General features: G+C 47.9%; 17 protein-coding genes. 13 read left to right on the top strand and 4 right to left on the bottom strand.

Annotated features, from left to right (window positions below):
* Positions 1 to 89 precede the first annotated feature (89 nt).
* Entirely contained in the window at positions 90 to 1874 is a 1785-nt protein-coding gene (gene aspS / locus MD588_RS01620; RefSeq protein ID WP_265695016.1) for an aspartate--tRNA ligase, read from the bottom strand.
* A gap of 318 nt (positions 1875 to 2192) precedes the next feature.
* Here aspS and MD588_RS01625 point away from each other — a divergent pair, with 318 nt between their 5' ends.
* The 9 genes from MD588_RS01625 (at position 2193) to MD588_RS01665 (ending at position 11285) form a co-directional block, all read left to right on the top strand.
* The gene (locus MD588_RS01625) at positions 2193 to 3080 is read left to right on the top strand and encodes a DUF72 domain-containing protein (RefSeq protein ID WP_265695017.1); all 888 of its coding nucleotides are present in this window, start codon (positions 2193 to 2195) and stop codon (positions 3078 to 3080) included.
* Positions 3081 to 3286: 206 nt separating this feature from the next.
* Positions 3287 to 4015: a carboxy-S-adenosyl-L-methionine synthase CmoA gene (gene cmoA / locus MD588_RS01630; RefSeq protein WP_265695018.1), complete on the top strand. Its 729-nt coding sequence runs from the start codon at positions 3287 to 3289 to the stop codon at positions 4013 to 4015.
* A gap of 16 nt (positions 4016 to 4031) precedes the next feature.
* Complete coding sequence (cmoB, locus tag MD588_RS01635) at positions 4032 to 5006, top strand: tRNA 5-methoxyuridine(34)/uridine 5-oxyacetic acid(34) synthase CmoB (RefSeq protein WP_265695019.1); 975 nt, start codon at positions 4032 to 4034, stop codon at positions 5004 to 5006.
* Positions 5007 to 5094: 88 nt separating this feature from the next.
* On the top strand, positions 5095 to 5868 hold the full coding sequence (locus MD588_RS01640) for an ATP-dependent zinc protease family protein (RefSeq protein ID WP_265695020.1): 774 nt from the start codon (positions 5095 to 5097) through the stop codon (positions 5866 to 5868).
* Positions 5869 to 5882: 14 nt separating this feature from the next.
* On the top strand, positions 5883 to 7388 hold the full coding sequence (locus MD588_RS01645) for an inactive transglutaminase family protein (protein ID WP_265695021.1): 1506 nt from the start codon (positions 5883 to 5885) through the stop codon (positions 7386 to 7388).
* 3 nt (positions 7389 to 7391) lie between these two features.
* Positions 7392 to 8366, top strand: coding sequence for an alpha-L-glutamate ligase-like protein (locus MD588_RS01650; RefSeq protein ID WP_265695022.1), 975 nt, complete (start codon positions 7392 to 7394; stop codon positions 8364 to 8366).
* A gap of 112 nt (positions 8367 to 8478) precedes the next feature.
* Complete coding sequence (locus tag MD588_RS01655; protein WP_265695023.1) at positions 8479 to 9633, top strand: MalY/PatB family protein; 1155 nt, start codon at positions 8479 to 8481, stop codon at positions 9631 to 9633.
* An 81-nt stretch (positions 9634 to 9714) separates the two neighbouring features.
* Complete coding sequence (locus MD588_RS01660; protein ID WP_265695177.1) at positions 9715 to 10224, top strand: VC2046/SO_2500 family protein; 510 nt, start codon at positions 9715 to 9717, stop codon at positions 10222 to 10224.
* A gap of 371 nt (positions 10225 to 10595) precedes the next feature.
* On the top strand, positions 10596 to 11285 hold the full coding sequence (locus MD588_RS01665) for an SDR family oxidoreductase (protein WP_265695024.1): 690 nt from the start codon (positions 10596 to 10598) through the stop codon (positions 11283 to 11285).
* Positions 11286 to 11383: 98 nt separating this feature from the next.
* Here MD588_RS01665 and adhE read toward each other — a convergent pair whose 3' ends face one another.
* Positions 11384 to 14086 (bottom strand): bifunctional acetaldehyde-CoA/alcohol dehydrogenase, encoded by a 2703-nt coding sequence (adhE, locus tag MD588_RS01670; protein WP_265695025.1) that lies wholly within the window; start codon positions 14084 to 14086, stop codon positions 11384 to 11386.
* 721 nt (positions 14087 to 14807) lie between these two features.
* Here adhE and MD588_RS01675 point away from each other — a divergent pair.
* Together MD588_RS01675 and MD588_RS01680 are read left to right on the top strand one after the other, a co-directional pair.
* Entirely contained in the window at positions 14808 to 15446 is a 639-nt protein-coding gene (locus MD588_RS01675; RefSeq protein WP_265695026.1) for a YchE family NAAT transporter, read from the top strand.
* A gap of 150 nt (positions 15447 to 15596) precedes the next feature.
* Positions 15597 to 16415, top strand: coding sequence for an ion transporter (locus tag MD588_RS01680; protein ID WP_265695027.1), 819 nt, complete (start codon positions 15597 to 15599; stop codon positions 16413 to 16415).
* A 106-nt stretch (positions 16416 to 16521) separates the two neighbouring features.
* Here MD588_RS01680 and glpQ read toward each other — a convergent pair whose 3' ends face one another.
* Positions 16522 to 17607: a glycerophosphodiester phosphodiesterase gene (glpQ, locus tag MD588_RS01685; RefSeq protein ID WP_265695028.1), complete on the bottom strand. Its 1086-nt coding sequence runs from the start codon at positions 17605 to 17607 to the stop codon at positions 16522 to 16524.
* A gap of 433 nt (positions 17608 to 18040) precedes the next feature.
* Here glpQ and MD588_RS01690 point away from each other — a divergent pair, with 433 nt between their 5' ends.
* Complete coding sequence (locus MD588_RS01690) at positions 18041 to 21160, top strand: cadherin repeat domain-containing protein (protein WP_265695029.1); 3120 nt, start codon at positions 18041 to 18043, stop codon at positions 21158 to 21160.
* A gap of 232 nt (positions 21161 to 21392) precedes the next feature.
* On the opposite strand, the gene cysS is transcribed toward MD588_RS01690, so the two are convergent.
* Complete coding sequence (cysS, locus tag MD588_RS01695; RefSeq protein WP_265695030.1) at positions 21393 to 22775, bottom strand: cysteine--tRNA ligase; 1383 nt, start codon at positions 22773 to 22775, stop codon at positions 21393 to 21395.
* Positions 22776 to 23136: 361 nt separating this feature from the next.
* Between cysS and MD588_RS01700 the strand changes: the two genes are divergently transcribed.
* A complete protein-coding gene (locus MD588_RS01700) occupies positions 23137 to 23634 on the top strand; it encodes a peptidylprolyl isomerase (protein ID WP_265695031.1) in 498 nt (165 codons plus the stop codon).
* The last annotated feature ends 41 nt before the right edge of the window (positions 23635 to 23675 follow it).

Genomic DNA, 23675 nt, shown 5'->3' on the forward strand with positions numbered 1-23675 from the left:
AGTAGCCTAAATGGCTTTTAGTTTCACAAAATAAATCTGGCCGGCCCTTACCGACAAAAGTGGCAAGGACCGGCCAGTAAACGAATCAATTATGCTTGGTTCGCTTCTTCTTTCTTCGCAACTGATACTGTCACTGCCAGCTCTTCCAGTGCAGCAGGGTTAGCTACACTTGGTGCGTCTGTCAGCAAGCACGATGCTGCTGTTGTTTTAGGGAATGCAATTACGTCACGAATATTGTCTGTACCACAAAGTAGCATCACTAGACGGTCAAGACCGAATGCCAGACCAGCGTGTGGCGGCGTACCGTACTTCAATGCTTCAAGTAGGAAACCGAACTTCGCTTTCTGCTCGTCTTCTTCAATACCCAGAAGACTGAATACTGCAGACTGCATTTCTGCACTGTGGATACGAACAGAACCACCACCCACTTCATAGCCATTGATAACCATGTCGTAGGCATTCGAGTTCACTGCCGCAGGGTTTGCTGCTAGCTCTTCAGGTGATACACCCAGTGGAGACGTGAACGGGTGGTGCATCGCGTGCAGGTTGCCTTCGTCGTCTTCTTCGAACATCGGGAAGTCAATCACCCATAACGGTGCCCATGCTTTCTTGTCTGTTAGCTCTAGGTCTTCGCCCAGCTTCAGACGAAGTGCACCCATCGCTTCTTCAACGATACGCTTCTTATCTGCACCAAATAGGATGATATCGCCAGACTGAGCTTCAGTACGGTCTAGAAGACCTGCAACCACATCTTCGTTCAGGAACTTAGCCACTGGAGACTGAATACCGTCGAAGCCCGCTTCGCGATCATTCACTTTCATCCATGCCAGGCCTTTCGCACCGTAGATACCAACAAACTTGCCATACTCGTCAATTTGCTTACGAGACAGAGAAGCACCACCAGGTACGCGGATCACAGCCACACGACCTTTCTCGTCGTTCGCCGGGCCAGAGAACACTTTGAAGTCAACATCTTTAACAAGATCAGCAACGTCAACCAGCTCAAGCGGGTTACGTAGGTCTGGCTTGTCAGAGCCGAAGCGACGCATTGCTTCAGAGAATTGCATGATTGGGAAAGTGCCCAAATCAACATTTAGCAGCTCTTTCCACATTTCAGTGATCATACGCTCAGTCACGCCACGAACTTGCTCTGCAGACATGAATGAAGTTTCGATATCGATCTGGGTGAATTCAGGCTGACGGTCAGCACGTAAGTCTTCATCACGGAAACATTTGACGATCTGGTAGTAACGGTCAAAACCAGACATCATCAGCAACTGCTTAAATAGCTGCGGTGATTGTGGAAGCGCGTAGAAGCTGCCTTTATGAACACGGCTTGGTACCAAGTAATCACGCGCACCTTCTGGTGTCGCTTTGGTTAATACCGGTGTTTCGATATCTAGGAACGCATTGTCATCAAGGAAACGGCGAACAAAGCTTGATGCTTTAGCACGCAGCTTGATGCGATCACTCATTTCAGGGCGACGTAGGTCTAGGTAGCGGAACTTCAGACGTTGCTCTTCGGTGTTAGTTTGGTTGAAGTCAAGCGGTAGCACGTCAGAACGGTTGATGATTTCTAGGCCTGTCGCCAGAATTTCAACTTCACCGGTTGCCATGTCTTTGTTTACTTGGCTTTCTGGACGAGCTCGCACTTCACCTGTCAGACGAATACAGAATTCATTGCGCAGTTGGTTCGCCACTTCGAATACATCTTTCATATCCGGATCAACGACTACCTGAACAATACCTTCACGATCTCGCATATCAACGAAGATTAGACCGCCTAAATCACGGCGACGGTTTACCCAGCCGCATAACTCTACTGTTTGCCCTGCTAGGGACTTGTTCAGGTGACCACAATATTGGGTGCGCATAAGAAATTCCCGATCTGTTTACTTAATCCTGTGAGCGATTTCAGCAAGCTTATGGTATTGCTCGCACAGGTTGACTCATCCCGACCGCAAATCGCTCAAAATTCATCCAAAACTGATGATTAGGTGTGGCCGAGAGACAAAAATAACGAGGTATTATAAAGCAAAAACGTTAATGTAGGAAAAGTCGAAGCCTGAAATCAAGCAAAAATCCCCTATTCTTTTGACTAATACCAACCAAACTATTCACAATAAAGCATTAACGCATTCTTGGATTCATTGAGCTCCGCTTAATTTTCAATCAAACAGATGGTTTAGATCATGCCGACACCTCCTGCCCGTCCATTACGTCTTGGCCTCGCCATGTGGTCACATAACCATTGGCAACAAAGCCTGTATGGTACCGGCTGCAAAACAGGAGAGCGGCTCGCCCGCTATGCAGAAGTGTTTGATACCGTCGAAGGCAATACAACCTTCTATGCAACGCCTGCTATCACCACCGTCAAGAAGTGGCACGGCGCGACACCGGATGATTTCCGCTTCACATTTAAGCTTCCATCTGCGATCACCCACCAGAACCAGTTGATGCATTGTGATCAGCTGCTAGCCGATTTTTTTACCGTGATGAGCCCGCTTGAGCAAAAGACCGGATTATGGAAAATTCAGCTACCGGCGCATTTCGGCCCCGACGCACTACCAGCACTTGAGAAGTTCCTTCGTAAACTGCCGCCCCACCTTACCTGCGGGGTTGAAGTTCGCCACCCGGCTTTCTTTGCCAAGGGAGATGAGGAAAAAGCACTGAACCGCTTACTGGTCGACAACCAGGCCAATCGCATCATCATGGACAGCCGGCCGGTATTCGCCGCTCCGCCAATCATCGAGGCGGTAATTGATGCCCACCAGAAAAAACCACACGTACCGGTTCATGCCATTGCCACTGCCGACAATCCGATGATCCGCTTTATTGGCCATCCAGACGACCTCAGCAACGATGCTTTCTTTGCTAATTGGCTCAAACGTCTGCCAGCCTGGCTGGCAGAAGGTAAGCAGCCTTACTTGTTCATCCATACACCGGATAACAACCACGCGCCCGAATTGGCAACTCGGCTTTATCAGCTGTTGCAGCAACAAGCTGAAAATGCGATTCGGCTGCCTGACATTAAACTGCCCCCCGCTCCGGAAGCTAGCCCGCAGTTTCAACTGCTTTAACTCACCCCGTGGTGCCAGCCCGGACAAAATAACTAATGGCAAATCGCTAAAGACAAATGGCCGTATTTTCTCTACAATACGCGACCTTTCAGGCGGTGATGGATCACCTTAGGTAGAAGAAAGCTGATTAAGCTCCCACACGGAAAAAACAGCTGATACCCCTTTATCAGGATCCCAGTTCTTTTTTATTTAAGAGGTTCGTGAGAATGGCAGGCCACGACAATATTTTTGCTGCGCCGATTGAAAAGCTTGGTGACTTTACGTTTGATGAACGTGTTGCTGAAGTTTTTCCAGATATGATTCAACGCTCTGTTCCGGGCTATAGCAACATCATTTCTGCAATTGGCATGTTAGCTGAGCGCTTTGCCAAACCACACTCAAAGATCTACGATCTGGGTTGCTCTCTGGGTGCGGCTACCCTATCGATGCGCCGCCATATCAACCAGGAAGGCTGCGAGATCATTGCAATTGATAACTCGGCGGCAATGGTCGAGCGATGCCGCCTGCATATCGATGCCTACCGTTCAGATACGCCGGTTTCGGTGGTTGAGGCTGATATTCGCGATGTTGAGATTAAAGATGCTTCAGTGGTAGTACTGAACTTTACGCTTCAGTTCCTGGCACCCGACGACCGCCGTACCCTGCTAGAAAGTATCTATGCCGGCCTGCGCCCTGGCGGTATTTTGATCCTTTCTGAAAAATACATTTTTGACGATGAGCGTTCCCATGAACTGCTGATCGACCTTCACCATGATTTCAAGCGTGCCAATGGCTACAGCGAGCTGGAAATCAGCCAAAAGCGCAGCGCAATTGAAAACGTGATGCGACCTGACAGTATTGAGACCCATAAGCAGCGCTTTGCCGATATCGGTTTTAGCAGCTCTGAAGTCTGGTTCCAATGCTTCAACTTCGGCTCAATGTTCGCCATAAAATAAGGTCTTTTGTTCCACTATGTTTAGTTTTTCTGAGTTTTATCAACTCATTGCCCAACACGAAACCCTACGTCCATGGCTTAATACCCTACCTAAGCAGTTAAGCGACTGGGAGGCTGCAGAGCATGGCGATATGGGCCGCTGGATGCGCGCACTCAAAAAGTTTCCGACCTATACGCCGGATATTATTGACCTAAAAAATGAAGTCAGTGTCCGCAACGAAGATGGCGTTGCCACAGGTGAGCAAAAGCGCCTTGAAAGCCTGTTACGCCTGCTGCACCCATGGCGTAAAGGGCCATATAACATGCACGGTATCCATATTAATACTGAGTGGCGTTCGGACTGGAAATGGGATCGCCTGTTACCGCATATCTCACCATTAAAAGGCCGCTCAGTATTAGATGTCGGCTGTGGTAACGGCTACCACATGTGGCGCATGCTGGGTGAAGGTGCAGAGCTTACGGTGGGAATCGACCCCTCTAACTTGTTCCTGATCCAGTTTGAGGCAATTCGCCGCCTGATGGGCCAAGATAATCGCGCCTTTTTGCTGCCATTGGGCATTGAGCAGCTTCCGGAGCTGAAGGCATTCGACACCGTATTTAGCATGGGTGTGCTGTATCACCGTCGCTCGCCTCTGGATCACATTATTCAGCTTAAAAACCAGCTACGCAAAGATGGTGAAGTGATTCTGGAAACTTTGGTGATTGACGGCGATGAAAATGACGTTTTAGTCCCGACCGGGCGCTACGCTCAAATGCACAATGTCTATTTCTTCCCTTCTGCAAAAGCGCTGAAAGTCTGGATGGAAAAATGCGGTTTTGTGGATGTGCGCATTGTTGATGAGTGTGTCACGACGACTGACGAGCAACGCTCGACCGACTGGATGACCAACAATTCACTACCTGAATACCTGAACCAGGAAGACCCGACAAAAACTATCGAAGGCTACCCTGCCCCTAAACGTGCCATCCTGATAGCCAGAAATCCTGACTAACCGCTGACAAGGGATGCTATGCGCATCCCTTTTTGTACGCTAAACTAGCGCAGTCTATAGAAAAATAAGAAGTACCCTGGGAGTCATAATGCTTCGCCGCTGTGTACCACTACTTACTTTTGTGGCCCTTTCCGGCTGCACACTCACACAATCCGATAATCACGAAAAGACGGTGAATGCCATCAATACGATGGAAGACCGCGTTAATTTCCAACTAGCCACCATGATTCAGCAAATTGATGAACAAAATGAATATATTGCGAATCTAGAAAAAGAACTCTCATCTATTTCAGAAGATCTGGCAAAAAACACACCAAATACCCATCCGGAACCAGAGTTAATGTCTGAGAAAGATGTGGCTCAGGCTCCAATTATCGAGCCTAAAATTGACACGACAGTTGCTCATGGCAAAGTAATTTTGGGTGAAGAAGAATGGGTTTGGCTAGACTCAATACAGTCGTTCTTCAAAGCAAGGATCGACACTGGTGCCACAACGTCATCGCTTAATGCTGTTGATATTCAGATGTTCGAACGTGACGGCAAAGAGTGGGCTCGCTTTAATCTGAACCACACTTCTGACGAAAACGCTGAAAAAGCCGACATTATTGAGGCGCCTGTCGTCCGCTGGGTGAAGGTGCGCCAATCCACATCAGACGTGGCTGAACGTCGTCCTGTGATTGAAGCTTGGGTCAAACTCGGGCAATTACATGAAAAAGCACAATTTACACTTGCCGATCGTAGCCAAATGACCTATCCAGTACTTTTAGGTCGCGAATTTTTCAAGGACATTGCATTGGTCGATGTCGGTAAACAATTTGTTCAGGGAATGAATGAACAAGAAATACAAAAAATTAATAATTAAGTGATGAGGATGTCATGACGTCAAGAATCCCGTTTTATTTTTTAATAACCTTGCTCGTCATAGCAGGGACCGCGCTAAGCATGTATCGCCATGATGTTTATGGCGTACCATGGACTCCTGGTGAAGAACGTGCGCTTTGGGAGCTAGAAGCGCGTATTGAATTCGATGCTATCGGCGACCCGGTGAAGGTCTCTATGGCTGCACCAGAAACCCAGAAAGGGTTTACGCTGATTGATGAGAGCACGTCATCACCTGGCTATGGTGTGGCACTGATTGATACCGATAAAGGCCGCCGTGCCGAGTGGTCAATCCGTGAAGCTACCGGTAAGCAAATCCTCTACTACAAAACTCAGATGCTGGTTGACGACCAGGCCAGTTATACCACTGAGCCTCCGAAAGGCGCAACGGTCTCTGTCAGCCTAGACAACCCGCAGCAGACGGCTGCCACTGCACTGCTATCCCAGGCCCGTAATTTGTCTTCTGACAATATCACGCTAACCCGCGAGCTCATTAAGCAGTTTAACGACAAAACGAGCCAGAATGCTTCGCTACTGCTTAACAACCTTAGCCGCGAACAAGCCATCATTAATTTGCTGTCGCTAGAAGGCATTCATGCTCGCATCGTCGGTGGATTATTCCTGGAAGATGGCCGCCGCCGTCAGAGCATTAATCCAATGGTCGAAGTCTGGGACGGTGAACAATGGCAGCTGTTTGATATCAAAACCGGCCAAGAAGGCAGACCTGATGATGTCTTGGTCTGGAACCAGCAAGGCCATTCGATGCTGGATGTCATCGGTGGTCGTAATTCCAACATCAGTTTCTCCATTATCGCCCAGGACATTACGCCACAGCAGGCGACTCGCGAGAAGGTACAGGCCGAGGATCTGCTGAACTTCTCTATCCACAGCCTGCCAGTTGAAGAACAAGCCATGTTCAAGACCATCATGCTGGTGCCTATTGGTGCCCTTGTCGTGGTCTTCCTTCGTATCATTGTTGGCCTGAAAACCTCAGGAACATTCATGCCCGTGCTGATTGCGGTGGCCTTTGTGCAAACCCAGTTAGTCACCGGTATTCTAGGCTTCTTGCTGATTGTTGGCACCGGTCTGGTTATCCGAAGTTACCTGTCGCGGCTCAACCTGCTGCTTGTTGCCCGGATATCCGCCGTGATCATCACCGTGATCATGATTATTTCGGTCTTTACCGTAGTAGCATTCAAGATCGGCTTAGTTGAAGGCTTGTCAATCACCTTCTTCCCGATGATCATCTTGTCATGGACTATCGAACGAATGTCTATCCTATGGGAAGAAGAAGGCGCTAAAGAAGTGCTTATCCAGGGTGGTGGTTCACTATTGACGGCGGTGTTGGTCTATCTGGCGATGACCAACGGCCTGGTCCGTCATCTGACCTTCAACTTCATTGGTATCCAGCTAGTGATCCTGGCGCTGATCCTAATGCTGGGTAACTACACAGGTTATCGTCTGAGTGAGCTTCGTCGCTTTAAACCACTTACGGAGGACTAAACGATGTCACTGTTTTCACAGTTTACTTCTCCGTTTAAGCTGCGTGAGCGCGGCATCATGGGCATGAATCAGCGCAACCATAGCTATATTGGCCGATATAACGATCGTAGCCTTTACCCGCTGGTTGATGACAAGCTAAAAACCAAGCGTATCGCTCAGCAAGCCGGGGCCACGGTACCCGAGCTGATCGGCGTCATTGATAGCCAGGTATACGTTAAGCGAATTCACGAGATGGTGAAAGACTGGCCCGGTTTTGTGATCAAACCGGCTCAGGGGTCGGGAGGCAAAGGTATCCTGGTAGTGGTCAAGCACAAAGATGGAGTGTATATCAAGCCGTCGGGTGCAGAGATGAACAAACAGGATGTCGAGCGTCACATCACCAATACCCTTGCCGGACTGTTCTCCCTGGGGGGAAAAAATGACGTCGCAATGGTGGAAAACCTGATCCAGTTTGATGATGTTTTCGATGGCTTCAGCTACGAGGGCGTGCCCGATGTCCGTGTTATCGTCTTCAAGGGCTATCCGGTGATGGCGATGATGCGTTGCTCGACAGCTGCCTCTGACGGTAAAGCCAACCTTCACCAGGGGGCTGTGGGCGTCGGGATAGATATTGCAACCGGTAAAGCCATTCGCGCAGTACAATTTGACCAACCGGTTGAACGCCACCCTGACACCGGCAGGCTGCTTAGCGAGCTTGCCGTGCCGAACTGGCACCGCCTGCTGACGCTTGCTTCAAGTGCCTGGGAAATGGCAGGGCTTGGCTATATGGGGACTGATATGGTCCTGGATCGAGAAAAAGGCCCAATGGTACTTGAGCTTAATGCCCGCCCAGGCTTAGCGATACAGACAGCCAACGGAGCTGGGCTCTTGCCCCGTTTGCATCATATCGAGAACCTTGGCACCCCTAACACACTACCGACTCCAGCAGAGCGGGTGGCTTATGCTGCCAAACAATTTGGCGTAAAGTCTTCGTTCTAGCTCCAGTACAGTAAAAAGCCCTGACAGCAGTGTCAGGGCTTTTTTATGCATGCTATAAATAGTGATACCAAACTGAATAATTGTCTGGCCTCATCACCTGAATGGAATCAAAATGACTGTGCACTCCCCTCACCCGCTATTTGAACAACACACCGATCGCACCCATAGCAACAGCATTAAATGGAACAAATACCAAGGCAGGGATATTCTGCCGATGTGGGTAGCTGACAGTGACTTCAAAGTACCTGATGTCATCACTGAAGCCCTGCACCAGCATGTTGATCACGGTATCTTTGGTTATGGCCATCCGCCGCCAAGATTGGCTGAACTGCTGGTTGAACGGATGCAGCAGCGTTATGACTGGAACATTGAACCTGACTGGATAGTCTATTTACCCGGCCTTGTTTGCGGGCTCAATTTGGCCGTCCGAGCCCTCACCGACGAAAATCAGGCCGTTCTCAGCCCCAAGCCCATCTATCCGCCTTTCACCTCGTCTGTCAAACTAGCCAACCGGACACTCAAGATTGCCCCCGTTTCACTGCAAGACAACCGCTGGCTGATAGATCTCGAACAAGCCGAAATCTCCCCCGAAACCAAGCTACTGCTGTTCTGTAATCCCCTTAATCCGGGAGGTACGGTCTATCGTCATGACGAGCTAACCGCCTTGCTCGCCTTTGCCGAGAAGCATGACTTATATATCTGTTCCGATGAAATTCACTGTGATTTAATTCTGGATAAAAACGCACGTCACATTCCGTTTGCCAGCCTGAACAACAGTGCCGCACAACGCTCTGTTACCCTTATCGCTCCCAGCAAAACCTTCAACATCGCAGGTCTTGGGGCTTCTATGGCGATCATTCCTAACCCGGTATTACGCCGTCGGTTTATCAAGAGCAAAGCTGGAATCGTACCTGATGTTAACGTGCTGGCCTATACTGCCGCCCAGGCAGCCTATGAGAGCGGGCAGCCTTGGCTCGACCAGCAATTGGCCTTTCTCCGCCAGCAAAGAGATAAGCTGGAGTCAGAAGTCAATGCCATGCCGTTCCTCAAGCTCCACCATATCGAAGCAACCTACTTAGCCTGGATTGACGCATCAGCACTTCCCGTGGCGAGTCCGTATAAATTCTTTGAGCAAGCCGGTGTCGGACTCTCTCCCGGTGCAGACTTTGGTAACGCCCGCTTTGTCCGATTAAATTTTGCCTGTTGCAGCAAGACACTGAATGAAGCACTACGAAGAATGCGCCTGGCTATTAAAAACCTCATATAACTTCGCAAAAAATTGCTAAAGTTCTAGCAGTTAGATCCGATAAAGAGGTACCAATAGCCAGAGCCTCTTTTCCAGATGCAAATGCAGATCCATACCTTAGACAAAGCGCGACTGATTAATGAAGTGCAGCTAGGTGATCACCTCAACCACGCGGTTGAAGGCGGACGCCGGGCTGACTTTGCATTAATGCTCGCGATGCTGTCTCCGGATCACCTGGAAACCATTCCGGTCGACGCCCTGCCAAAGCCAGGCAAAACCGAAGCGGAGCTCCGAGCGTATTTCGAGCTACAAGAACCACAGCCCCTGACCACTACCGAACAGTGCTACGAAAATGGTGCTGCACAGGCCGAAGTTTTTCATGATAGTGGCCTTGCTGATGTTCGCCTGCTCCATGGGCTACAGCCAACGGCACTTACCTTCCCGCCACAAGGTACCAAAGGCATGCCCGAGGATCTTTACCACAACCTTTCCGGTCATGAACGCCGTATGCTACCGCCGAAGGAAGATGCAACCATTCAAGCCTCCCCGCAGGATTTATACCTGTCACTAGTCCATGCAAAGCGCTTTGCCGAGATGTATCAAACCGCCTAATTAATTCAATTTGATATACAGAGTTAACTTCTCACCGATTACAGTATTCGATATTTCGTGACAACCATCATAGCTTTGTTATTTGTCAGCAGCACACTGCTCACAATTCACTAACATTTAGTGACGATTTGAAGCAAATTGGGCGCTTTTTCACAGTTAATCCAAGCCCAAGGCTTCACTATTAAAATATCTATTTCGTTTACTTGATGATCGATTTATCGGCTAGGTGCGTACCTTTGAGATTAAATGAATTTGGCAATAAATAACGCGACAACCTAACAAGACCAAATAACGATACTTTTACTTTCAAAGAATCCAGAAACGACTATCAGGCAGCGCACCATCCGCTACAAACGGGGGAAGAACGAGTCATGAATATCGCGCACTCTGTCATTGTAATAACTGCCGCTGGCAGCCCAATGGGCAAAGCGATTTCACTCCACTTCGCATCGCTAGGGGCCAAGCTGGCTCTTGTTGATATCGAAGCTGACCGCTTGCAGCAAACACAACAGGCCTGCCTGGCAGCGGGCGGGGACTCTCACCCCTTCTTGCTTGAAAACCAAGATGAAGCATCCATTGCCAGTTTGATCAATCAGGTCCACCAGTGCTTTGGAACAATTGATGTACTCATCAACTATTGGCTCGGCTCTGATCTGCCCACCTTGTTTAGCCCAGCTTCCGTCGATCAGTTCTGCCGCTCCATGTCAGAAGGTGCAACCCCCTTCTTTATTTTTGGCAAACAGGCAGCCAATTACATGCGGGAACATCATTGCGAAGGCGTCATTGTCAACTTGGCAGCGAATCTGATTAACACTCACCAGCCGATCAACAGCGGCTCAAAGGCTATGATCTCGGGGCTGACCCAAAGTTGGGCCAAAGAGCTAGCCGAGTTTAACATTCGGGTCGGAGGCGTCGTACCGTTAAGCTTTGAGCATGAAAGCGGTTCCCCGCAGAACAAATTACTCAGTCAGCCCCTTCAATATGAAATTGTCAGAAGTGCCGAGTATATCGTTGCCAATGACTATTTTAATGGCCGCATGATAGAGGCGGAGGTGGGGTAAGTGCAGGGGGGAGTTCTTGGATTCTAGGTTCTAGAAACCAAACATGAAAAAGCCCGCCAAGATGGCGGGCTTAAAAGTGCGCTAGCTATAACAAGTAATTATGCTTCAGCTTTTTCTTTTTTCGCTTTAGCTGGCTTTTCAGCAGCTACTGAGTTTTTCTCAGACTTCTTGATAACCGTTGTACCTTCGAAAGTCTCACCTTCAACGTAAGCTTTACCGTAGTAAGCCGCTGTCAGTACTTCTTTCAGCTCGCTGATTAGTGGGTAGCGAGGGTTCGCACCAGTACACTGGTCATCGAACGCTTCTACTGATAGCTCGTCTAGTTTCGCTAGGAAGTCAGACTCAGGAACACCTGCTGCCTGGATTGACAGTGGGATATCTAGGTCGCCCTTCAGCTCGTCTAGCCATGTTAGTAGACGCTCAATCTTCTGAGCAGTACGGTCACCAGCTTGGCTTAGGCCTAGGTGGTCAGCAACTTCAGCGTAACGACGACGTGCCTGAGGACGGTCGTACTGAGAGAATGCAGTCTGCTTAGTTGGGTTATCGTTAGCGTTGTAACGTACAACGTTAGAGATTAGTAGTGCGTTCGCCAGACCGTGTGGTAGGTGGAACTCAGCACCAATCTTGTGAGCCATTGAGTGACACACACCCAGGAAGGCATTCGCAAACGCGATACCCGCGATAGTTGCAGCGTTGTGTACTTTCTCACGAGCGATTGGGTCGTTAGCACCATTCGCATAGCTTGAAGGTAGGTATTCTTTAAGCATCTTAAGTGCCTGAAGAGCCTGACCGTCAGAGTATTCGTTAGCAAGAACAGAAACGTAAGCTTCTAGTGCGTGAGTTACTGCATCGTAACCACCGAATGCTGTTAGCGACTTAGGCATGTTCATAACCAGGTTCGCATCAACGATAGCCATTTGTGGTGTTAGCTCGTAGTCAGCTAGTGGGTACTTAGCACCAGTCTTGTCGTCGGTAACAACCGCGAAAGGAGTAACTTCAGAACCTGTACCAGATGTAGTAGTGATACATACCAGCTCAGCTTTCTGACCCATTTTAGGGAACTTGTAGATACGCTTACGGATGTCCATAAAGCGCATTGCCAGTTCTTCAAATGCTGTTTCTGGGTGCTCGTACATTACCCACATGATCTTCGCGGCATCCATTGGAGAACCACCACCAAGAGCAAGAATTACGTCAGGCTGGAAGCTCTTCATCGCTTCAGCACCTTTCTCAACAACAGATAGCGTTGGATCCGCTTCTACGTCGAAGAAAGTTTGAACTTCGATACCTTGAGCTTTAAGTAGTTTAACTACGTCATCAGCGTAACCGTTGTTGAATAGGAAACGGTCAGTAACTAGGAATGCACGCTTCTTACCTTCTAGGTCGCTCATTGCGATTGGAAGGCTACCACGACGGAAGTAGATAGATTTAGGTAGTTTGTGCCACAACATATTCTCAGCTCGCTTCGCTACTGTCTTCTTGTTGATAAGGTGCTTAGGACCTACGTTCTCAGAGATAGAGTTACCACCCCATGAACCACAACCAAGAGTTAGAGAAGGTGCTACGTTGAAGTTGTAAAGGTCACCGATACCACCGTGAGTAGTCGGGATGTTTACAAGAATACGTGCAGTTTTCAGCTTGTCACCGAAGTACTTGATACGGTCCTGGTTTACGTCTTGGTTTGTGTACAGGCCAGATGTGTGACCGATACCGCCAATCTCTACCATTGTTACCGCTTGCTCTACTGCGTTCTCGAAAGAAGACGCGCGGAACATACCCAGTGTTGGAGACAGTTTCTCGTGAGCAAACTCATCTTCGTACTTAACCTCAACACCTTCACCGATAAGGATCTTGGTATCAGCAGGTACTTTAACGCCAGCCATTTCAGCAATCTTAGTTGCTGGCTGACCAACGATATCTGCGTTTAGGTTACCGTTGATAAGCAGTACTTTACGTACTTTCTCAGCTTCAGACTTAGTTAGTACATAACCGTTGTGAGAGGCAAAACGCTCTTTCACTTCGTCATACACTTCGTCCATTACGATAACTGCCTGCTCAGAAGCACACACTACACCGTTATCGAATGTTTTAGACATAAGTACAGATGCTACCGCACGCTTAACGTCAGCTGTTTCATCGATAACAACAGGAACGTTACCCGCACCAACACCGATAGCTGGTTTACCTGAAGAGTAAGCCGCTTTAACCATACCCGGACCACCAGTCGCAAGGATAAGGTTGATGTCATCGTGCTTCATTAGGGCATTTGAAAGCTCAACAGAAGGCTGGTCAATCCAACCGATGATGTCTTTTGGTGCACCAGCAGCGATTGCAGCATCAAGAACTAGCTTAGCAGCGTCGTTAGTTGAGTTTTTAGCACGTGGGTGCGGCGAGAAGATGATCGCGTTACGTGTTTTAAGAGAAATAAGAGATTTGAAGATTGCAGTAGATGTTGGGTTCGTAGTTGGTACGATGCCGCAAATAATACCTACTGGCTCTGCGATAGTCATGGTACCGAACTCTTCGTTCTCTTCCAAAATACCGCAAGTTTGTTCGTCTTTGTATTTGTTGTAGATAAATTCTGAAGCGAAGTGGTTTTTAATAACCTTATCTTCAACAATACCCATACCAGATTCAGCTACAGCTTGTTGAGCTAGAGGGATACGCGCATTGTTCGCAGCTAGAGAAGCAGCACGGAAGATTTTGTCAACTTGCTCCTGAGAGAAAGTCGCAAACTCTTTCTGAGCAGCTTTGACGCGAGCAATCATTGCATCTAGTTCAGCCATATTTGTTACAGGCATAGTTAACTCCTAACTTAATATTGAAAACTTTTTAGTAAGGATACGTCTTAAATCCTTTCGGTTACCGGTATAAAGCACACCCTCTCTTTACATCCCGACAACACACACACTTAGTAAATTGCTTTCAAAACTGATTATATTATTTCACACCCTGAAAAAAATTGATTTAGATCACTTGTAACCCTATAGGAGTACTTTTTGTCAAAATCAGATCTCTCTCATGTAAAATCAAAGATTTAATCGTGCATTCTGCGAGCAGCACGCTTGCACTTTAAGCGAGATCGAGTTTCATAAGCATTTTCTGGCAACGAATATTACGTAACAAACCTACATTTTTGATCATATTTGGCGTGAACTGTGACTGTTATCACAAGAAAAATCAGTTCTGTTGCATAGTTTGTGGCACAGCAATTACCCAATAAGCGTAATACAAAGCCCTGTGGCTTTACAGTGCAATAACATACAATTCACCGATAATTATTAATAACAGTAGATATAACAATTTATCATTGGTTAAACGCTTTTCTTTAGCTTAAAGTAGCGCCGAATAACAGGCAGTTACATTAATAAATGCTTCACTGTACATATAACGAAAGTTTCACCAGGCGTCTATAACTGACAACTCACCAGAAACATTTTCGTTATACCTAGTACCTGTGGCTACCTGTTTATGAGGAGGAAGTTAGCTTCTTGTTTTTCACGTTTGTTAGATGACCCCGCAATGCAAACACTTGAACTTGCCATTTTCTTACAATTTTTTGTCGGCCTGATCGCTGCCGTCAACCCTGTCGGTATCATGCCAATCTTTGTTTCCCTCACCGGCCATATGAATGCCGAGGAAAGGAACAAGACAGCCTATACTGCGAATATTGCTGTCGCCGTTATTTTGACCGTCTCGCTATTGGCCGGACAATTCCTGCTGGATATATTCAGTATTTCGCTTGATTCATTCCGCGTCGCAGGTGGTTTGCTGCTGCTGACGATCGCCTTCTCGATGATGAGCGGTAAGCTGGGTGAAGATAAACAGAACAAGCAGGAAAAATCCGAATCGATCAGCCGCGAACAAATTGGTGTTGTTCCGCTAGCAATGCCACTAATGGCTGGCCCAGGTGCGATCAGCTCGACCATTGTCTACGGCTCCCGCTATCCGGGAATGGCCAGCACTCTGGGAATTGCAGCTACGATCCTTGCATTTGCCTTTTGCTGTTGGATGTTATTCCGAGCAGCGCCAATCATCGTGCGCTTTCTTGGCCAGACCGGCATCAACGTCATTACCCGTATTATGGGCCTGATCCTGGCAGCCTTAGGCATCGAGTTTATTGCCAATGGCCTTCGCGCATTGTTTCCCGGCCTGGCCTAATCCTCCAATAATCCACTGAAATAGTTCGACATAACCATAAAAGTACCTCTTCACGTCAATATGAAGAGGTACTGACTAGCTTCCACTGGCATCCCCTCCTATTGTTCATTATCCTTCAGGTTATTCGTCAACCTTGTAATTCAGGAATTTATGGTTACGCTCAATACACGGCAAAAACTGTATCAGGTGATATTTGGCACTCAGACCAAAGCAGGACAGTATTTTGATATCGTCTTGATTATCACCATCTTATGCTCAGAGCTGGTACTGATTCTGTCATCGGTAAGAGATGTTGAAACCCAATACTCCAACCTGCTGTTTGTCATGGAGTGGGTATTTACTATCCTGTTCACCATCGAGTACATACTGCGACTCTATTGCTCGCCCAAGCCTTGGGCCTATGCACGCAGCTTTTATGGTGTTATCGACCTTATCGCCATATTGCCTAGCTTTATTGCCTTTTTATTCCCCGGCTCAAATTACCTGCTAATTGTCCGCCTGATCCGGGTCATGCGTATTTTCCGGGTGCTGAAACTCACACGCTTCCTTAAAGATTCCAATATCCTGCTCCGCTCGCTGCTAATGGCACAACGCAAGATTCTTGTTTTCTTCAGTACGGTAGCAATCCTCGTCACTGTATTGGGCTCTCTGCTGTTTGTCATCGAAGGACCAGGAAACGGCTTTACCAGTATTCCGAAAAGTATCTACTGGGCAATTGTTACTATCACTACGGTCGGATATGGCGACATCATACCTCAAACAGATCTTGGCAAGGCGCTGGCGGCATTTACGATGCTGTTGGGCTACTCTATTCTTGCGGTGCCCACAGGGATTATTACCGCTGAAATAAGTCAGGAAATGAAGATACAGCGTGAGCTGTTGCGCTGCATCAACTGCGCCACAGGCGGTCATGAGACCGATGCCAATTTTTGTAGGCATTGCGGTGCGGAATTGCCAGAAAAGGTTTGATTCAGAACAGAATCAGAAGCTAACTACAAATTTATCGCAGAAAAAAAGCGGCACAAATAATTGTGCCGCTTTACCTAGCCAACTGGCGCTATTGCCAGTCATATTTTTATTGTGTTTTTTCTGATGACAGGAAACTTACCGCTCGATCAGGGAAGTCAGTAAAGACTCCATCGACATTGGCTGTGTTATAGAAAATATCTAGCATGTCGCTAAAATCATTGGCGTAAGCTGGAATGCGGCCAGTATCTGCGCGGAAAGTGTAAGGGTGTACTTGCATGCCTTGCTGGTGAGCCGCTTTCACCAAGCCTGTTAGCTTGATATTCCCTTTGGTTGACTTATCAGACACCACCATTGGTTTCCACGGGCCAACACCATCGGCGTATTGCGCGACTTTTTCCATCCCACCTTTGGCAAACATCCAATCATAGCTATATGGCTGAGCCTGTCCCTTACTGTCGTAAACCATGGTTTCGTTCCAGTCGGTGTATGCCAATAGCTGAACCAACTTCACATCCATCCCCATCGCGGGCATTAGTTCGTCATGAATACGCTTTAGCTCATTGAAATCGAAAGTCTGAAGATAGACGTTGCTTGCTTTTTCGGTATAACCGTACTCCTTGAGTACTTTCAGCACGGCTTTACTAATGTCCTTGCCTTCATGGCGGTGGAACCAAGGCGCTTTAATTTCAGGATAAATACCGATGTCATAACCCAGTGACTTGTTCAAGCCCTGGATCATTTCAATTTCCTCTTCGAAAGTCGGCACTTTAAAATCAGACTGCCACATTGGATAGCGCTCAGGGAAACCCTGAACTTGCTTGCCATCCTTAATGTTAAAGCCTTCCGTTACGCTAAGTTGCTTGATTTCAGCCAAAGTAAAATCAATGGCGTAATAACGACCATCCTTGCGAGCACGATCCGGGAACACCTGTGCCACATTGGTTACGCGATCAAGGTAGTGATCATGAAGTACCACTAACTTGTCGTCTTTGGTCATCACCACATCCTGCTCAATGTAATCCGGCTTCATGGCATAAGCCATCGCCTTGGCCGGCAGCGTATGTTCTGGCAAATAGCCAGAGGCGCCGCGATGCGCGACCACAATTTTATCGGAGTCAGGGGCAGGTTCAGCGAAGGTTGGAGATGCAAGCAAGGTGCTGCCAATTGCAGCGGCAAGCCATATTTTTTTCATTATTATCATCCTTAACAATGTGTGCTTTTCAATGGGGGGGGAACAAAGCACACCTGAGTTATACGTCGAGAAGCATAATAATGGTTATTGAACACTCTATTTAGATCTTTTGCTCTAATCGTGATCGCAAACGCTCGAATTTGAACATTTTCATTTCGAGTGGTGACATAAATTCCACTTTCAACATTCATACGAAACATACCTTCCCATATAAGCTCATCAAGTAAGCCTAATGACAGATAGCCTGATCCGGGCAACAGGCCTTAAGCAGCCAAAGCCTGGTTTGTAATATAAAAAAACCACCAAACGGAGGAAAAAACACCATTGTATTCGTAGATTTAATACTCTAAAATCGCAATCGCTTAATAATACACCGTACAACAAGTGTTTTTTCAAGGATGAGTCTCTTGTTGCTGCTATAAAGAGTCTACGCATGAACTATAAAAAAAATATTCTGGCTATCCTTGTCGGCACATCACTCATCCTATCTGGTTGCGGCGGCGGTGGTAGTGGGAGCTCAGAAAGCTCTCATACTCCAACAGCTAAACCCGGCAAACTTCAGCGCCACGCCCTTGAAGCCGAAGATATCAGCACAACCTACTATGAGAAAGACCATGACTGGCAGAGAGTCAACCCCAAGCTTGATCACCGTATAGGAACAACCGAGTTCACTATCATCGACAGCGAACCGCAAGGCATGGCATCGATTAACCCGGCAAGTGGCGAAATCACCGTATTCAAGCCTGGTACACTAACAGTCAGAGTCACAGACACCAGCACGGTATATGAAAATTCTGAGGCCACGTTTACCGTCATGGTCGACAAAGGAATCAACCACTCTCTTGAGGCCCAAAATAAAGAAATCGCGATTGAAACCAGCGATAAAGCTTTTATCACCGCCCGTAATAACAAAGGCAAGGCCACTTATACCGTTTCCGACGACAGCCGCCACCTATTAGAAATTGACCATAAAACAGGTCAACTCACCCCTCTCGCTGTCGGTACTGCTACTGTTATCATTACCGATGAAGGTAACGATAAATTTGCACCCGCAACAACGGAAGCGAAAGTGACCATCAAGGCGATCAATGCGTCAACATTAAGCTTTGCCCCGCTGTCTACCTCCTACTCACCGGGCCTTCTGCTGGAGCCATGGCGTGTCAGCGGGGACGAAGGCGCCGAGTACCGCTATAACATTTATTCCAACTCCGCCCCTGATGTACTGAGCATCGATGAAAACACCGGCCAGATGACGGTCAAAAAAGTGGGTAAAACCGTGATCGAAGTAACGGCAACCTACAATGATCACTACGATCGCGCATCGCAGACAGCTTACTTTGATGTCACTATCACCAAAGGTCAACGCATGGCCATTGAGGTTGAAAGCCAGACTTTCCCTTATGTGCCAGGTAAAATCATCCAGCCTAACGTCAGTCACCTGATTGGCAAGCCCCGATTTGAATTAGTCAACGAAGGGGATGTCGTCACCATCGACAAGACATCAGGCTACCCTAAAATCATCGGTGTCGGCTCTGTCTCTATCAATGCCATCGACGACAGCAACCCGAACTACTATCCTTCAAATTACCGCTTTAGCCTTATAGTAGAGAAAGGTGAGCATCCTGGCCTGAAAGCGAAGACGGTCATCCAGCGCACCTACAGCAAGGATCTCACCATTACTCCCCATATCACAGGGCAGTACGGCGATCTGTCGATCACCAGTACCTCGGCAAATGTTGCGATTTCAGACGACGAGAAAAGCGTTACCGTAATCAAAGCGGGGACAACGAACCTGAGTGTTACAGACTCTGGCGGCCAGCACTACCATCAGTCTTCGGCAGCCGCTGTGGTACTGGAGATTGCCCGTGCCATCCATCCGGACATGACAGTGAGCGGACTAACTACCGACTACAGCGACAACTGCTTTGCTATCGATAACTATATTGACGGAGCAGAAGGAGAAATTACCGTATCATCCAACAGTAATCCGGATGTAGCCGAGTTCAACCAGGAAAAACGCTGTATCAAACCGCTAAAACCTGGCTCGACCGACTTCACTCTCTATAGCCAGCAGAGCGACAACTACTTGGCTTCCGAAGTCAAGACCCTACCAGTGATCATTAACCAGGCCGGCACGACGCTGAAAACATCAGGGGATGTCTGGGGAACATTTGGTAGCGGCTCAATCAAGCTGCCTACCATCACTGGCAGCCACGGAGAGCTGACATATGAAATTGCTGAAAATGCCAACACAGATGTTGTCAGGCTCAGCGCCGACAGTGGGCCTATGCAGACTCTCAATGCCGGTACCACCCGTATCAAGGTGACCGACAGCGGCAACGAGCAATATCAAGCGGCAACCGCCTACTTCAACGTAACAGTCAAGCCTGCACTCAACACGCTCAATGTTTCCTACCCTAAGGATGAAGTCTTCGAACCAGGCAAGCGCCTCACTCCGGCCTTCACCGATCTGACCGATGACATGACAACAACTTTCGAGCTCACGACCAGTACGGGCGAGCCAGTCAAGCTGATCAATACCACAACTGGTGAGCTTGAAATCCAGTCTGCCGGTGAATACAGCCTGAAAGTAACCGCCGTATCGCGCAACTACCGGCAGGCAGAGCTGACTATCAAAGGTACAATCGCTAAAGCGCCACATCCGGGCATTGAGACTAAGCCTATCGAGATTGAATATTCTCCGTTGAAAACTTATCAGCTGGAGCTCGGCACGCCTGCAATCGGTCAGCGGGTATTTTCAGTGTCCGCTCAAGACAATGATCTGCTCATTGTCGATCCCAACAGCGGTAAGCTGACACTGCTTGGTTTTACTGAAAATAAAGCTCAATCAAAGGCAATAGTCCGAATCAGCGAAGAGGACGGCAATCAGAATTACGAACCGCTGCCCGCTGCGGCAGTACAGAACGTAATCATCAAGGCGCCGGGAGAAAACGTTTCGCACAAGGACATCACGATCGACCAAACCGGCAGCATTTTTGACAGCCGCCTGAACAGCACTGCTGACGATTATCGTTTCCGAAGCCTAAAAGAGACGAAAATCAACTTCGTCGGAACCAGAGTTGGAGCGGCTACCGACAAGCAATTAAACGAGTTGGGTGCCGGGGTCAACTTGATTATCGCGATGATCCCCGAAGGGGAAGAAGACACATACCATAACCGCAAACAGGTCATGCTCTATGTGCAGCGTTTTGACGGCTGTCCGGATAAATACAATCGAACTACGGTATCAAATGGTACAGCCGAGCCTGTCGCTATGGGCGATTACACCAGTTGTGGCGGCGAAGATACCAACCGTTTTCTGACCTTCACTGTTGTCAATGACCAATACCTCACACCCGGCAACTGGCAGGCTGTCACCCCGTTCGTGGTGTACCGCCAATCAGAGAGGCCATTCAAACCGACAGCCAAAGGCGGCTGCTACGAGGGAAGCAGAATGAATGGTAAAATTTACGATGACTGCTCAGAAGATGGCTTGGAAGAAACATCAATCATCAATGAATGGAACCGGGTTGATGTGAGAATCAGCAAATAAAACCTGAATCCAGCATATTAAAAAGCCAGTCAGATAGCTGACTGGCTTTTTTTTTGCTAATACCAAACTGAATAATGATCTGGTCTATCCGTGAGATTGAAAAGACTCAGATAATTGTTCAGTTTGGTAATACTGTTTCGCAAATCATGAAACAAATTGAGCATCCGCACATAAAAAAACCGGAGCCTAGGCTCCGGTTCTAAATAGCGGTTTTAAACTGCTGTTTAGTTGATTACTTACGGCGCCAAGTGGTTCCCTGAGGACCATCTTCAAGGATAATATCCATCGCCAGCAGCTTGTCACGAGCCGCATCGGCTGCCGCCCAATCTTTTGCAGCACGCGCATCCAAGCGCTGCTGGATCAGGGCCTCGATTTCAGCAACATCATCGCTCTCGCCGGCACCACCTTGCAGGAAGGCTTCAGGCTCTTGAGATAGCAGGCCAAGGATATCTGCCAGTTCACGCATGCGCGCACCAAGTGCAGAGGCCGCAGCAACATCGTCTGTTTTCAGTCGGTTGATTTCACGAGCCATGTCAAACAGCACAGAATAAGCTTCCGGCGTGTTGAAATCGTCATCCATCGCTTCTTTAAAGCGAGCAACAAATTCTTCGCCGCCTTCTGCCGCAACTTGGACATCAAGACCACGTAGTGATGTATATAGACGCTCAAGTGCAGAACGCGCCTGCTTCAGATTATCTTCGCTATAGTTCAGCTGACTGCGGTAGTGGCCAGACATTAGGAAGTAACGCACCGTTTCAGCATCGTAGTAGCCAAGTACGTCACGGATCGTGAAGAAGTTACCCAGTGATTTGGACATCTTCTCGCGATCAACCATCACCATGCCGCTGTGCATCCAGGTATTTACATACTGGGAACCCGTCGCGCAGCATGACTGAGCAATTTCATTTTCATGGTGCGGGAACTGTAGATCGGAACCACCGCCGTGAATATCGAAGTGATCACCCAGGATCGCCGAGTTCATCGCTGAACATTCGATGTGCCAGCCCGGACGACCTGCACCCCATGGTGATTCCCATGTCGGCTCACCAGGCTTAGACATTTTCCACAGCACAAAGTCCAGCGGGCTACGTTTAGCCGTCTCGATATCAACACGCGCACCGGCCTGCAGTTGTTCTAGGTCTTGCTTCGACAACTTACCGTATTCATCGAATTTACTAACTTCGAACATCACATCACCGTTATCGGCAACATATGCAAAACCACGTTCAATCAAGCGCTCACACATTGCAATGATTTCGGCAATGAAGTCTGTTGCACGTGGCTCGATATCAGGACGCTTCATACCCAGCGCATCAAAGTCCGCATGCATCTCGCCGATCAGACGCTCTGTCAGCGAGTCACAGCTTTCGCCGTTCTCAGCTGCACGCTTAATGATCTTATCGTCGATATCTGTGATGTTGCGAACAAATGTCAGATCGTAACCCGAATAACGCAGATAGCGAGAAACCACATCGAACGACACGAAGGTACGGCCATGGCCGATGTGACATAAATCGTAAATGGTAACCCCACAGACGTACATGCCTACTTTGCCAGGCTGGATGGGTGTAAATTCCTCTTTCTGTCTAGTGAGCGAGTTATAGATCTTTAACATGTCTCGTAGTTACTCATTTTATGGGGTTACTTAAGAGGAGTAATTACACCTCTTATGACAAATGAAGGCAAGAAAAAATGCGCTTAGACCACGGTTTCCGGCTGTTAAAACAGTGAAAACTACATTGAATGATGAGCCCCCTAACCTGCCAGATCCGTGAATTTCCGGGGTAGTACCAAATCTGTATCGTTCACCTATAGTTATACCAGACCGAATTTTTGTGGATTTGGCATCGGAACAGGTTAAATAATAGCCTTATTTCATCTTCCGCGGATAATGATGAGAGATCATGTTGACGCCTTTCCTTAGTCATATAAAATTCAGTATTTAAAGCAAAATACATCCATTAAAGGACAAGCTCATGGTAACGCTTCACACTACTTTTGGTGACATCAAAATTCAGCTAAACACAGAAAAAGCGCCTGAAACGTGTGCAAACTTCCTGCAGTACTGCCGTGACGATTTCTACAACGGCACACTATTCCACCGTGTAATCGATGGTTTCATGATCCAGGGTGGTGGTATGGCTTCTGGTATGGAAGAGAAAGAAACCCGTGCGCCAATCAAAAATGAAGCGAACAACGGCCTAAGCAACAAAGTGGGCACACTTGCAATGGCTCGTACAATGGAACCGCATTCTGCAAGTTCTCAGTTCTTCATCAATGTTAACGACAACAAATTCCTGGATTTCAAATCAGAGACACCTGATGGCTGGGGCTACTGCGTATTTGCAGAAGTGGTTGAAGGTATGGACGTTGTAAACAAAATCAAAGCTGTTTCTACTGGCAACTGGGGTTACGTTCACCAAGACGTACCTGTTGAAGAAGTTGTTATCAACAGCGTAACTATCGAAGAGTAATTCATACTCTCAGGGTGGTCTGACGGCCGCCCTCCCTTCCT

It is taken from the genome of Photobacterium obscurum (assembly GCF_026191635.1).
In the GTDB taxonomy this organism is placed as follows: domain Bacteria; phylum Pseudomonadota; class Gammaproteobacteria; order Enterobacterales; family Vibrionaceae; genus Photobacterium; species Photobacterium obscurum.